This window comes from Vreelandella neptunia, from assembly GCF_000712975.1.
GTDB classification, from domain to species: Bacteria; Pseudomonadota; Gammaproteobacteria; order Pseudomonadales; family Halomonadaceae; genus Vreelandella; species Vreelandella qaidamensis.
In genome coordinates this window covers 445,201-459,319 of sequence record NZ_JHQL01000001.1, presented here as the reverse complement: position 1 = coordinate 459,319, position 14,119 = coordinate 445,201, and the positions used below count along the sequence as shown (strand labels likewise).

The window sequence follows — 14,119 nt, the reverse complement described above, 5'->3', positions numbered from 1 at the left end:
TGCCGCAAGCCAACACTGCTTGCGCAACGCTTAACCAGGACGCCCATGTCACAGGCCAGCCCCGCTCACACGCCCATGATGGCGCAATATCTGAAGATCAAACGCGATCACCCTGAGGTACTGCTATTTTACCGAATGGGGGATTTTTACGAGCTATTTTTCGATGATGCCAAACGCGCTTCGATGCTGCTGGATATCACGCTTACCCAGCGCGGCCAGTCAGGTGGTAAGCCCATTCCTATGGCAGGTGTGCCCTACCATAGTGCTGAAGGCTATTTAGCTCGTCTAGTGTCAGCTGGTGAGTCTGTTGCCATCTGCGAGCAAGTCGGTGACCCTGCCACCAGCAAAGGCCCAGTTGACCGGCAAGTAGTTCGCATCGTCACCCCTGGAACGCTTCACGATGAAGCTCTGCTAGATGCCCGCCGCGATAATGTGCTGGTCGCCGTTGCGCCCGGCAAAGAGAGCTGGGGCCTTGCGTGGCTGGAACTTTCCAGCGGTCGCTTCAATATCCTTGAAGTAGAAAGTGAAGCAGAAATGCAGGCAGAGCTAACCCGCCTATCGCCTGCCGAACTGTTAGTACCCGAAAGTTTGACCCTGCCCGACGCATGGTCTCAAAAGCGCAGTCTACGCCGTCAAGGCGAATGGTTGTTTGACTTAGACAGCGCCACTCGCAGCCTGTGCGATCAGTTTGAAGTTCAGGATTTACGCGGCTTTGGCTGTGCACACCTAACCACCGCACTAATCGCTGCGGGTGTGCTGATCGATTACGCCCGCGACACTCAGCGCTCACGCCTGCCTCACGTCACGGCCATTAGTGTCGAAAACCGCGATGAAGCCGTAGTTATTGACGCGGCCAGTCGGCGCAACCTAGAAATTGATATTAATCTCGGTGGCAACAGCGATAACACGCTGGCCAGTGTGCTAGACACCTGCACCACCGCGATGGGATCACGTTTATTAAAGCGCTGGCTGAACCGCCCGCTGCGCCAGCGTGACGTCGTGGAAAACCGTCACGCTGGCGTGGCGTTACTTTCGATAGACGTCGCCTATATGGCACTTCGTGAGACATTAAGCGACGTAGGCGATGTTGAACGTATCCTAGCCCGCGTCGCGTTGTATAGCGCCCGCCCACGAGATCTAGCGCGCCTACGCGACGCCCTAGTAACTCTACCCACACTTGAGCAACTACTAAGTGATATTGATAGCGGTAGCGCCATAGATGCTCTTAAACCGCACATTTGCCCCTACCCTGAGATAGCGGATACGTTAACTCGCGCATTGGTTGAGAATCCGCCGGTGGTGATTCGCGATGGCGGCGTGATTGCAAACAGCTTTGACGCCGAACTAGATGAACACCGTGGTATGGCTGAAAATGCCGGTGATTACCTAGTGCAGTTGGAATTGCGTGAGCGTGAACGCACTGGCCTGGCCAATTTAAAAGTCGGCTATAACCGAGTTCATGGCTACTTTATTGAACTCCCTCGCTCTCAAGCCCAGCAGGCACCCGCCGACTATATCCGTCGTCAAACGCTGAAAAACGCTGAACGCTTTATCATTCCAGAACTTAAAGAGTTTGAAGACAAAGCACTCTCGGCCAAGTCCAGAGCACTCACGCGTGAAAAGTGGCTTTATGAGCGCTTAATGGGAGAGCTCAACGCGGTGCTTCATGCGTTGCAAAACACCTCGCGGGCGTTAGCTGAACTTGACGTACTCTGCGCCTTTGCCGAGCGTGCCGAGGCACTCAACTGGGTAAGGCCCCAGCTCAGCGATGCCACTGGCCTAAAAATTACTGCTGGACGACACCCCGTCGTCGAACACGTTAGCGACACACCGTTTGTACCTAACGATGTCACACTAACGCCTGAGCAGCACATGTTGATTATCACCGGTCCCAACATGGGCGGTAAATCCACCTATATGCGCCAAACCGCGCTCATCGCGCTGCTGGCTCATAGCGGCAGCTTTGTACCAGCCGATAGCGCTGAAATAGGACCTGTGGATCGTATTTTTACCCGTATTGGCTCGTCAGATGACCTGGCAGGCGGTCGCTCTACGTTTATGGTCGAAATGACCGAAACCGCTAATATTCTGCACAACGCGACTGAACATAGCCTGGTATTAATGGACGAAATTGGCCGTGGCACCAGCACCTTTGATGGCCTTTCACTCGCCTGGGCAAGTGCCGAGTACTTAGCTGATGCGCGGGCACTAACACTGTTTGCCACTCACTACTTTGAAATGACCGCGCTACCGGAACAGGCCGAAGGCGTGGCTAACATTCACCTGACCGCTACCGAGCATGGCGACAGTATCGTATTTATGCACCGCATTGAGGCTGGCCCAGCCAGTCAGAGCTATGGCCTACAGGTGGCACAGCTGGCGGGGGTTCCTAGTCATGTGATCCACAGGGCGCGTGAAAAGCTAGTGGCCTTGGAAAAAAAGGAAGTGGTTGAATTGCAGCGCCCTAACGGGAAGCCCACGACCCCGCAACAAAACGACCTGTTTGCTAGCGCCCCACACCCAGTGGTAGAAGCGCTGGGTAAGGCCGATATAGACGATTTAACACCTCGCGAAGCGCTAGCGCTGCTCTATCAGTGGCGAGAACTACTGTGATGGAGTGACCAGAAAGTCATGAGCGCTTGCCGCCGCGTAAGGGCACCACTAGAATGTCGCCCATACTGTTTTATCTTATAAAAAACGATCGATTTATAACCATTAACTATTGACCACGACCGGGACACACCCGGTCCCGCAAGAGGGATAGCAAGATGACGTTTGTCGTTACCGAGAACTGCATCCAGTGCAAATACACCGACTGTGTGGAAGTCTGTCCGGTCGACTGCTTCTACGAAGGCCCCAACTTCCTGGTCATTCATCCAGACGAGTGTATTGACTGCGCCCTGTGTGAACCGGAGTGCCCCGCCGAAGCTATCTTCTCTGAGGACGAGCTGCCGGATGGCCAAGAGCAGTTTATAGAAATCAATGCGGAACTGGCCGATGTATGGCCAAATATTGCCGAGAAAAAAGATCCGCTGCCTGATGCAGAAGAGTGGGATGGCAAAACGGGTAAGCTCGAGAAACTAGAGCGCTAACCCCAAGCGCTATTTTTTCAAATCAGCTTTTCAAACCAGCGTTCGCGCTGGTTTTTTATTTTGGTGGTATATCAAGCAACAATAGACTACAAAAAAGTGCGCTATAAAAAGAGCAGGCTACAAAAAAAGGCGGCCCGTAGGCCGCCCGCTCCAAGCACTTCCTCTGACCACTCCTTGTGTCAAACTCCTCAGACACTATCCTTGCCAGGGCTCACCTCACTGTATCACCCGGCGTATCTGACCTGCATCCCGTTGCATCCTGCCTGAAGCATCCTTGCCTCCCCTGTCCTAGATACAGTGTGGCAGAAAGCCATCACAACTCAAGCGGGCAAAAACGACAACAGGCAAGCCGCTGCGGCTCACCTGTTATTAAAAATACCAAAAAAATCAAAAACATAAACCCAAATCACAAAAGGCATTTGAGTCGTTAGCGTCGGCATTTGTAAGACATCTCTTACAAAATTTTGAGATATCTCTTACACGCCGACGCCCATTTCCACCTACTGCCCTTTAATAGCTTTCAAGCCAGGGTAGACCACATTGCCCAATTCGGCTTCGATGACGAGCAGACGGTTATATTTCGCTACGCGGTCGGAACGGCATAGTGAGCCCGTTTTAATTTGGCCTGCACAAGTGCCCACTGCTAAATCAGCAATCGTAGTATCTTCAGTTTCACCGCTGCGATGAGAAATGACGGCTGTAAAGCCAGCATCCTGGGCCATTTTGATCGCATCCAGTGTTTCAGACAGCGAGCCAATTTGATTGAATTTGATCAGAATTGAGTTACCAATTTGTTCGTCGATGCCACGTTTGAGTATTTTAGTATTGGTAACAAATAAATCATCGCCAACCAGCTGTACTTTCTCGCCCAGCTTGTCAGTCAGTGCTTTCCAGCCCGCCCAGTCTGACTCATCCATACCATCTTCGATGGAAACAATCGGATAGTCCGCACAAAGCCCCGCCAGGTACTCGGCAAAACCTTCGGCATTGTAACTTTTACCTTCACCACTTAAGTTGTACTGGCCATCTTTGTAGAACTCAGAAGAAGCACAATCAAGCGCCAAGGTGACGTCTTTACCCAGGGCATAACCCGCGTCTGCAACAGCTTGCTTAATGATCGCCAGGGCGTCTGCGTTAGATGCCAAGTTAGGAGCAAAACCGCCTTCGTCACCCACAGACGTAGAAAGGCCTTTAGCAGACAGCACTTTTTTCAGCGCGTGGAAAATTTCCGCGCCCATTCGTAGGCCTTCACGGAAGTTTGCCGCACCTACTGGCTGTACCATGAACTCTTGGATATCAACGTTATTATCCGCATGCTCGCCGCCGTTAAGAATGTTCATCATCGGTACCGGCATGCTGTACTGGCCCGGCTGGCCATAAAGTTCGGCAATGTGCGCATAAAGCGGCACACCTTTAGCGTTAGCAGCAGCTTTAGCGGCAGCCAGTGACACCGCTAGGATGGCATTTGCGCCCAGATTAGCTTTGTTTTCAGTGCCATCCAGGGCTAACATTGCGTCATCCAGCCCACGCTGATCACGCGCATCCATTCCTAACAACGCACCACTGATTTTGCCATTCACGGCCTCAACGGCTTTTAAAACACCTTTGCCAAGGTAACGTGTCTTGTCGCCATCGCGCAGCTCAAGCGCTTCGCGGGAGCCAGTAGAAGCACCGCTGGGCGCACATGCTTCACCTACGGCGCCACTTTCCAGACGCACCATAGCCTGAACTGTGGGGTTGCCGCGGGAATCAAGCACTTCTAGCGCGCTGATTTCAACAATTTTGGTCATAACAGTATCCTTTGGTTGTCAGTCTAATGGATGATTGGGGTTCAATGTACACCAAGTTTGCTACCGCGGTTAACGGATGGTAAGAGGCGCAAACCCTTTCACCAGGGCATCTAACTGCGAAAGCTGAGTCAAAAATGGCTCTAATTGATCCAATGGCAGTGCACAGGGCCCGTCGCACTTAGCGTTATCTGGGTCTGGATGCGCTTCTAAGAAAATTCCCGCTAAGCCAACTGCGACGCCCGCACGGGCAAGTTCGGCTACTTGGGCACGGCGGCCATCGGCACTGTCCGCACGGCCACCTGGACGCTGTAAGGCATGGGTAACATCGAAAAACACCGGATAGCCGGTCTGCTTCATATCACCAACACCCAGCATATCCACTACAAGATTGTTATAGCCGAAGCTAGTGCCACGCTCGCATAGCATCAGGCGATCGTTACCGGCTTCTTGGAATTTGGTAAGGATATGGCGCATTTCGTGAGGTGCTAGAAACTGCGGTTTTTTGATATTAATCGCCGCGCCGGTGTTGGCCATCGCCACCACTAAATCGGTCTGACGGGCAAGAAACGCTGGCAGCTGAATAATATCAGCAACTTCCGCCGCAGGTGCTGCCTGCCAGGGTTCATGAACGTCGGTTATAATGGGCACGTTATAGCGCGCTTTAATATCCGCTAAAATCTGCAAACCTTTTTCTAGGCCTGGTCCACGATAAGAGTGGATCGAACTACGGTTTGCTTTATCAAAGCTTGCCTTAAAAACATAAGGCATCCCGAGCTTTTGCGTCACCTTCACATAGGCCTGCGCCACTTCATCGGCAAGCGCCGCCGACTCCAGCACATTCATGCCGCCTAATAACATTAGCGGCAAAGAATTGCCGGCGGTTAGGCCGGCAACGTTAATATGACGCTCTGGAAGGGCTGATTGAGACGCCGAAGACATGCTCTTGGAAGACATTCGCTCTCCCTTATTCCTGAGTCGTTGTATGGGCGCGCGTGCGTGCCGTTTTGTGCTCTAAAGCAGCGTTAACAAACCCAGAGAACAGCGGATGCCCATCGCGCGGTGTTGAAGTAAATTCCGGATGGAATTGGCACGCCACGTACCAAGGATGATCAGCCAGCTCGACCACCTCTACTAAGGATTGATCAACGCTCTTGCCTGAAATAACCAAGCCCGCCTGCTCCAACTCATCAATAAACTGGTTATTGACTTCAAAGCGGTGGCGGTGACGCTCGACAATCTCATCAGCGCCATAGGCTTCGCGGGCTTTGCTGCCTGCTTTCAAATGACAGATCTGCCCACCTAGACGCATCGTACCGCCCAAGTCAGAGGCAGCATCGCGCAGCTCGATCTTGCCTTCGGCGTTAATCCACTCAGTAATCAAGCCCACTACGGGGTGCTTGGTGTCGTGGGTAAATTCGGTAGAGTTAGCGTCTTTCCAGCCAGCTACGTTGCGGGCAAACTCAATGACTGCCACCTGCATGCCCAGACAAATCCCCAAGTAGGGAATGTTGTTCTCACGGGCAAACTGGGCGGTAAGAATTTTGCCTTCCACGCCGCGCTCGCCGAAGCCACCAGGCACTAAGATGGCATCTTTGCCAGCGAGCCGTTCGGTTCCGTGGTGCTCAATATCTTCAGAGTCGATATAGTCGACATTAACCTTGATACGCCCTTGAATACCCGCATGAATGAGCGCTTCGTTAAGTGACTTGTAAGCATCCAATAGCTCCATGTACTTGCCGACCATGGCAATGCTTACCGACTTCAGCGGGTTCAGCTTGGAGTCCAGCACCTTAACCCACTCAGAAAGGTCCGCAGGCTCGGCTTCCAAACGCAGCTTGTCGCAAACAATGTCGTCCAGGCCGTGCTCGTGCAGCATCAACGGAATGCGATATATGGTATCGGCATCCTGCAGCGGTACCACCGCACGCTCTTCTACGTTAGTAAACAGAGCAATTTTGCGGCGCTCGCTCTCTTCCAACTCTACTTCACTACGGCAGATCAGAATATCCGGCTGGATACCAATCGAACGTAGCTCTTTAACGCTGTGCTGAGTCGGCTTGGTCTTAGTCTCGCCTGCCGTCTTGATATACGGCACCAGCGTGAGGTGCATGTAAATCGCCCGGCTGGCGCCAAGCTCACTGCGAATCTGGCGAATTGACTCAAGAAACGGTAGCGATTCGATATCACCTACCGTACCACCGATTTCCACCAGCGCCACGTCAAAGCCTTCACCGCCGGCATAGACACGCTGCTTGATCTCATCGGTAATGTGCGGGATGACCTGAACGGTGCCACCCAGGTAATCACCACGACGCTCTTTGCGCAGCACACTCTCGTACACACGGCCAGTGGTGAAATTATTACCTTGGGTCATTTTGGTGCGAATAAAGCGCTCGTAGTGCCCTAAGTCCAAGTCCGTCTCGGCGCCATCTTCGGTGACGAACACCTCGCCGTGCTGGAAAGGACTCATGGTGCCCGGGTCCACGTTGATGTAGGGGTCGAGCTTGAGCATGGTGACCTTAAGGCCGCGGGCCTCTAGAATCGCCGCCAGCGAGGCCGACGCGATGCCCTTGCCAAGAGAGGACACAACGCCGCCGGTCACGAAGATATATCGTGTCATGGAAAACCTGTCGAAACGTGATCAAAAGGCGTAACAGAAAGCCACACCAGGATGGGATGACAGAATAGCAGAGTACGCCTAAAGGCTCAATTTGAACTGCTCTCGATGGGCGACACCGAGGTCAGACCTAAGCGAGGGTCTTTTGTCATGGCCGGAAAATGTTCCCCTCCGGCATTTCCGCCATCCATGGCGGTCAGATGACAAAAGTAGCGCCCATGGATGGGTTCACAGCGCCCTCGCGAAGGCCTGAAGTCGGGAAAGTCGCCCTATTAAGACTTACTTCCCCAGTCTCACTATCAAACCCCCAGGTAATCCAAAATCCCCTCAGCAGCTTGGCGGCCTTCATAAATTGCGGTCACGACTAAGTCAGAGCCGCGCACCATATCGCCACCGGCAAAAATTTTCTCATTGCTGGTTTGGTAGGCGTACTGGCCGTGTTCTGGCGCTTTTACGCGATCACGCTCATCGACCTGGATGTTGGCACCATCAAACCAAGGCGCTGGACTTGCCTGGAAACCAAACGCTACCACGACAGCGTCAGCAGCAATGATCTCTTCAGACCCAGGCACCACTTCAGGACGACGACGGCCATTCTCATCGGGCTCACCCAAACGGGTGCGCACAACCTTAACCCCTTCGACCTGCTCTTCGCCCACCACCGCAACCGGCTGACGGTTGAACAGAAACTCAACGCCCTCTTCACGCGCATTGGCAACTTCACGGCGTGAACCCGGCATATTCTCTTCATCGCGGCGATAAGCGCAGATCACGCTATCAGCGCGCTGGCGAATGGAGGTGCGATTACAATCCATGGCAGTATCACCACCACCCAGCACCACCACACGCTTACCTTCCATCGAGATAAAATCGTTAGGATCTTTTTCAAAGCCTAACCGGCGATTAACGTTAGCGATCAGGAAATCGAGCGCTTTGTACACGCCAGGCAAATCTTCGCCGGGGAAGCCCCCTTCCATGTACTTATAGGTGCCCATCCCTAGAAAAACAGCATCGTATTCCTGCAGCAGCGTGTCGAATTCGATGTCGGTGCCAATCTCAGTATTCAAACGAAACTCGACACCCATCTCTTCAAAGACAGCGCGGCGACGTTCCATCACGTTCTTTTCCAGTTTGAACTCTGGAATACCGAAAGTAAGCAGGCCGCCAATCTCGGGGTATTTATCAAACACCACCGGCTTGACGCCATTGCGTGCCAGAATATCAGCGCAACCAAGACCTGCGGGCCCCGCACCGACGATAGCGACCTTCTTATCGGTCCACTCCACCTTAGACATATCCGGACGCCAGCCCATCGCAAACGCCGTGTCGGTAATGTACTTCTCCACCGAACCGATAGTAACCGCACCAAAGCCATCGTTCAGCGTACAGTCGCCTTCACACAGACGGTCTTGTGGGCATACGCGGCCACAGACTTCCGGCAGCGAATTGGTTTTGTGTGACAGCTCAGCCGCTTCAATAATGTTGCCTTCCACCACCAGCTGAAGCCAGTTGGGAATATAGTTATGTACTGGGCACTTCCATTCACAGTACGGATTGCCACAGTGCAGGCAACGGTGCGCTTGGCTCGCCGCATCAGTGGGTTTAAAAGGTTCGTAAATTTCAGCGAACTCTTTTGACCGAGTATGTGCGGCTTTTTTCTGTGGGTCTTTACGACCCACATCTACAAACTGAAAATCGTTGTTTAAACGGTTAGCCATGATCTCTCTCCTCGAAGCGTAGGCTCTGGCGGTTATTCCGGCTGACGCCGAGATTGATTCAGCAAACTACCCAAACTTGCCGCTTTTGGCTTCACTAGCCAGAAGTGGCGCGCGTAGTCACCAAAATCTTCCAGAATCGCCGCGCCTCGCGCGGAGCCTGTTGCCGCAACGTAGGCTTCAATCATTTCACGTAGATGACGACGATACGCTTCCATCGCTTCAGTATTGACCCGATGGATTTCGACCAGCTCGTGGTTGTACTTATCCACAAAAGTACGGTCTTCATCCAATACATAGGCAAACCCACCGGTCATGCCCGCGCCAAAGTTAACGCCAGTTTCACCCAGTACGCAGACCAACCCACCAGTCATATATTCACAACAGTGGTCACCTGCGCCTTCAATCACCGCAGTCGCCCCTGAGTTACGCACCGCAAAACGCTCACCGGCAGTTCCTGCGGCAAACAGCGTGCCGCCTGTCGCGCCATACAGACAGGTGTTGCCAATAATGGCGGTTTTGTGGCTCTCAAACTGACTTACCTTGGGTGGCACAATCACAATACTGCCGCCGTTCATGCCTTTGCCGACGTAGTCGTTGGCATCGCCTTCGAGATAGAGGTTTAAGCCACGAGCATTCCACACCCCAAAACTTTGCCCAGCCACCCCAGTAAAGCGGGCAGTGACTGGCGCTGCCTCCAAGCCATCTTCACCGTAACGTTTAGCAATCGCACCAGAGGTTAACGCGCCCACGCTGCGGTCACAGTTGGTAATAGTGAAATCAAACTCACCCCCCGACTGGCTTTCAATGGCTGCTTTTAGCGCGGCCAGCACTTCCTGGTTCTTGGCGCCTGGATCGTGGGGCACATTACGGCTCACGGTGCAGAACTGCGGCGCCTCTGCGGGCACAAAATCGTTTGATAGCAGCGGAGTTAGATCCAACTTACGCTGAGCCGCAGTATTGCCTTCTAACACTTCCAGCAGGTCAGTACGACCAATCAGATCAGTCAACTGACGCACACCCAGCATTGCCATCAGTTCACGCACTTCTTCAGCAATAAAGCGGAAGTAGTTTTTGACCATATCGACAGTGCCACGGAAATGCTCGCCGCGCAGAAAGTCATCCTGTGTTGCGACACCGGTGGCACAGTTATTCAGGTGGCAAATACGCAGGTACTTACAGCCCAATGCCACCATCGGCGCAGTACCAAAGCCAAAGCTCTCAGCACCAAGAATCGCCGCTTTTACCACGTCAAGACCGGTTTTGAGACCGCCATCGGTCTGTAGACGGATCTTGTCACGCAGACCGTTAATACGCAGCGCCTGATGAACCTCGGGTAGACCCAGCTCCCAGGGCGATCCCGCGTGTTTAATAGAGGTTAGGGGGCTTGCCGCAGTACCACCGTCATAACCGGAAACGGTGATCAGATCCGCATAGGCCTTCGCCACACCGGTAGCTATGGTGCCAATACCCGGCTCAGAAACCAGCTTTACCGACACCTGTGCCTCTGGGTTGACCTGCTTAAGATCAAAAATCAGCTGCGCCAAATCTTCAATCGAGTAGATATCGTGGTGAGGCGGTGGCGAAATAAGCGTCACACCGGGCACTGAATAACGCAGCCGAGCAATTAACTGGTTGACCTTGCCACCAGGCAGCTGACCACCTTCGCCGGGCTTAGCACCCTGGGCGACTTTGATCTGCAACACGTCTGCATTGACCAAATAGGCCGGGGTAACACCAAAGCGGCCAGACGCAATCTGCTTAATTTTCGAGCTGCGAATAGTGCCGTAGCGAGCAGGATCTTCGCCGCCTTCGCCTGAGTTGGAGCGCCCTCCCGCCTCGTTCATTGCTTGGGCTAACGCTTCATGGGCTTCCGGCGAAAGTGCACCTAACGACATACCTGCACTGTCAAAGCGCGGAATAAGCGCTTCAACTGGCTCAACTTCCTCTAATGGAAGAGGCGTCGCAGCAGGTTTTAGTGTCAATAAATCACGAATCGTCGCGACCGGACGTTCATTTACCAACCGGGCGAACTGCTTCCACTTCGCGTAGCTGCCTTCTTGCACCGCAGCCTGAAGCGACTTCACCACATCTGGATTGTAAGCGTGGTACTCATAACCATGGACATACTTCAGCATGCCGCCTTGAGAAATGCCTTTGCGGGCAATCCAGGCATCTTTCGCTAGCAGCTCTTGCTGCATCTGAAGCTCAGCAAAACCAGCACCTTGAATGCGCGATGCCATACCGACAAAGCAGGTATTCATAACCTCATCGGATAGCCCCACCGCTTCAAACAACATAGAGCCACGATAGGAAGCCAGCGTTGAGATTCCCATTTTAGAAAGAATTTTGAACAGCCCTTTCTGCAGGCCTTTACGATAATTCTCCCGTGAATCAGCTGGGTTGCCCGTTAGCTCACCGGTGCGGTGCATGTCAGCCATCACTTGGTAAGCAAGCCAGGGGTAGACCGCCGTTGCACCTACGCCAAACAGCACTGCCATTTGGTGGGCATCCCTTGCATAGCCGGTTTCCACCACGATATTGGCATTGGGACGTAGCGCCAAACGACCAAGGTGAGAGTGAACGGCTCCTACCGCTAAAGCCGCCTGGATGGGCAACTGCCCTTTGGGAAGGTCAGCATCGGTCAACACCAAAATCACTTTGCCCGCATTTACCTGCGCTTCTGCCTCTTGGCAAAGCAAAGTGACTGCCTGCTGAAGGCTACTACTTTCGGGGTCATAGCCAAGTGACAACGTATGGCTGGCAAAAGCAGGGTCATCTTGATTAATAAGTGCAGTGAACTTACGCGGCGACAGTACTGGTGTCGTTAGAATCAAACGGTGAGCATGCTCAGGTGTTGCCTTAAAGACATTTAGCTCTGCACCACAGCAGGTCTCCAGCGACATAACAATCGCTTCACGAAGCGGATCAATCGGCGGGTTTGTTACCTGGGCAAACTTTTGACGGAAGAAATCCGTCAGCAGGCGCGGACGGCTAGACAATACCGCCATAGGCGTATCATCACCCATTGAGCCGACTGCTTCCTGACCACTTTCTGCCAGCGGACGCAGTACCTGATCACGCTCTTCAAAGCTCACCTGGAACATTTTCTGCTGAACATTAAGGGCGTCGGTATCCATCGTCTGGAAACGCGCAAGCTCGGTCAGCGCCGACTCTAGGTAATTAGCTTCCTGCTTAAGCCAACGCTTATAGGGATATGCTGATTTCAGACGGTTATCGATATCCTGGGTGTGCAACACTTCGCCTGTTTCAGTGTCTACCGCTAGCATTTGGCCTGGGCCAACGCGGCCTTTAGCGACAACATCCTCAGGACGATAACCGTATGTACCAATTTCAGACGCTAGCGTAATGTAACCATTCTTGGTGATCACCCAACGTGCGGGGCGAAGGCCGTTACGGTCGAGCATACAAACAGCTTGACGGCCGTCAGTCATCACCACGCCCGCCGGGCCATCCCAAGGCTCCATGTGCATGGAGTTATACTCATAAAACGCGCGCAGTTCAGCGTCCATGGTCTCAACGTTTTGCCAAGCAGGCGGTACCATCATGCGCACCGCACGATGCAGCTCCATACCACCAGTCAGCAGCACTTCCAGCATGTTATCCATGCTTGAGGAGTCTGAGCCAGTGGTATTGACGATTTCGTCAAGCTCAGCAATATCAGGCAGACGTTCATTAACGAAATTGGCTTTGCGGGAATTCGCCCAGCCGCGGTTGGCTTCAATCGTATTGATCTCACCATTGTGCGCTAGCAGGCGGAATGGCTGGGCCAGCGGCCAGCGCGGTGCGGTGTTAGTAGAGAAACGCTGATGGAACACGCAAATAGCGGTTTCCAGGCTCGGGTCATTTAAGTCTTTGTAGAACGCCGGCAAATCTTCCGGCATGACGAGGCCTTTATAGGAAACAACCTCTGATGAGAGTGAAGCAACATAAAAGTCTTCATCGCTACGTAGCGCTTGCTCTGCATAGCGTCGCGCCATAAACAGATCAACATCGAAGCGTTCACTGCCTAAATTTCCACTACTAGCTGGCTGAACAAACAGCTGCTCAATACGCGGCAGACAGTCCAGCGCCATAGGACCACACACGCTAGAGTCGGTGGGCACTACGCGCCAGCCCAGTATCTCCAAGCCGCGGCTGTTTAGCTCGCGCTCAAGGATTTCTTTAGCATGAGCTGCACGCGTATCGTCATCTGGTAAAAAAATGACGCCCACGGCAAAACGCTCACCAAGCTCCGCATCAAGCGCCTTCTTCGCGGCAGCACGCATGAATTGCACCGGCATTTTCAGCAGTAAGCCGCAACCGTCACCGGTTTTGCCATCTGCCGCAATACCGCCGCGATGGGTCATACAGGTAAGTGATTCAATAGCCGTTTTCAGCAAGTCGTGGCTGGCCTGCCCTTCCATATGAGCAATAAGGCCAAAGCCGCAGTTATCGCGAAACTCGCCAGGCTGGTGAAGACCTCTATTCATGGGCGTGCCTCTAGTCAGCGTGTGTTTTTTTAGCAGTGTTTTGATGATATATTGACGAGTTTTTCTTTTTTTAGTATTCCACTGCCTGCTTGAAAACAGGCACTTCTCGCCTTCACTGCTTTAAGAAATGGTCGCCCAGCATAGCGATTTGCCGGTGTGTAGCGCAATCACCCAGAACCCGCAAATCTTCAAAAAACCTCGTCAAATCCTGCATTTGCATTCGCACTTAATGGAAAAATATATTAACTTCAACCACTTGCAATGCAGCAAAACGTTATTTCAACGATGCCAACACAATATTAAACTTTAGTATCAAATCGCTCAAAAACCCCATGCCGATAGCGCATAAGGCATGCGGATTACATACAAAATGATCCTCACTTGACAGCCAGGCAACAAAAAACCCACGCGA

General features: G+C 52.9%; 7 protein-coding genes. 2 read left to right on the top strand and 5 right to left on the bottom strand.

What is annotated here, in order from left to right:
* Window positions 1-45 precede the first annotated feature (45 nt).
* Both mutS and fdxA read left to right on the top strand, forming a co-directional pair.
* The gene (mutS, locus tag CR46_RS0102070; protein ID WP_030069666.1) at window positions 46-2,613 is read left to right on the top strand and encodes a DNA mismatch repair protein MutS; all 2,568 of its coding nucleotides are present in this window, start codon (window positions 46-48) and stop codon (window positions 2,611-2,613) included.
* Between the two features lie 155 nt (window positions 2,614-2,768).
* Window positions 2,769-3,092: a ferredoxin FdxA gene (gene fdxA / locus CR46_RS0102065; RefSeq protein ID WP_009722190.1), complete on the top strand. Its 324-nt coding sequence runs from the start codon at window positions 2,769-2,771 to the stop codon at window positions 3,090-3,092.
* Window positions 3,093-3,592: 500 nt separating this feature from the next.
* Here fdxA and eno read toward each other — a convergent pair whose 3' ends face one another.
* The 5 genes from eno to gltB all read right to left on the bottom strand — a co-directional run bounded on the left by eno (window position 3,593) and on the right by gltB (window position 13,707).
* Window positions 3,593-4,882 (bottom strand): phosphopyruvate hydratase, encoded by a 1,290-nt coding sequence (gene eno / locus CR46_RS0102060; protein WP_030069665.1) that lies wholly within the window; start codon window positions 4,880-4,882, stop codon window positions 3,593-3,595.
* 69 nt (window positions 4,883-4,951) lie between these two features.
* On the bottom strand, window positions 4,952-5,836 hold the full coding sequence (gene kdsA / locus CR46_RS0102055) for a 3-deoxy-8-phosphooctulonate synthase (protein ID WP_404813844.1): 885 nt from the start codon (window positions 5,834-5,836) through the stop codon (window positions 4,952-4,954).
* 10 nt (window positions 5,837-5,846) lie between these two features.
* Window positions 5,847-7,502, bottom strand: coding sequence for a CTP synthase (locus CR46_RS0102050; protein WP_030069662.1), 1,656 nt, complete (start codon window positions 7,500-7,502; stop codon window positions 5,847-5,849).
* Window positions 7,503-7,798: 296 nt separating this feature from the next.
* Window positions 7,799-9,217 carry an FAD-dependent oxidoreductase gene (locus tag CR46_RS0102045; protein WP_030069660.1) on the bottom strand — a complete coding sequence of 473 codons (1,419 nt, stop codon included), beginning with the start codon at window positions 9,215-9,217 and terminating at the stop codon, window positions 7,799-7,801.
* Between the two features lie 32 nt (window positions 9,218-9,249).
* Window positions 9,250-13,707, bottom strand: a complete 4,458-nt coding sequence (gene gltB, locus CR46_RS0102040; protein WP_030069658.1) for a glutamate synthase large subunit — start codon at window positions 13,705-13,707, stop codon at window positions 9,250-9,252.
* Window positions 13,708-14,119 lie beyond the last annotated feature (412 nt).

Excerpts from the sequence above, each read along its gene's own strand:
- mutS (WP_030069666.1), top strand. The coding sequence starts at position 46 with ATGTCACAGGCCAGCCCCGCTCACACGCCCATGATGGCGCAATATCTG.
- fdxA (WP_009722190.1), top strand. The coding sequence starts at position 2,769 with ATGACGTTTGTCGTTACCGAGAACTGCATCCAGTGCAAATACACCGAC.
- eno (WP_030069665.1), bottom strand. The coding sequence starts at position 4,882 with ATGACCAAAATTGTTGAAATCAGCGCGCTAGAAGTGCTTGATTCCCGC.
- kdsA (WP_404813844.1), bottom strand. The coding sequence starts at position 5,836 with ATGTCTTCCAAGAGCATGTCTTCGGCGTCTCAATCAGCCCTTCCAGAG.
- CR46_RS0102050 (WP_030069662.1), bottom strand. The coding sequence starts at position 7,502 with ATGACACGATATATCTTCGTGACCGGCGGCGTTGTGTCCTCTCTTGGC.
- CR46_RS0102045 (WP_030069660.1), bottom strand. The coding sequence starts at position 9,217 with ATGGCTAACCGTTTAAACAACGATTTTCAGTTTGTAGATGTGGGTCGT.
- gltB (WP_030069658.1), bottom strand. The coding sequence starts at position 13,707 with ATGAATAGAGGTCTTCACCAGCCTGGCGAGTTTCGCGATAACTGCGGC.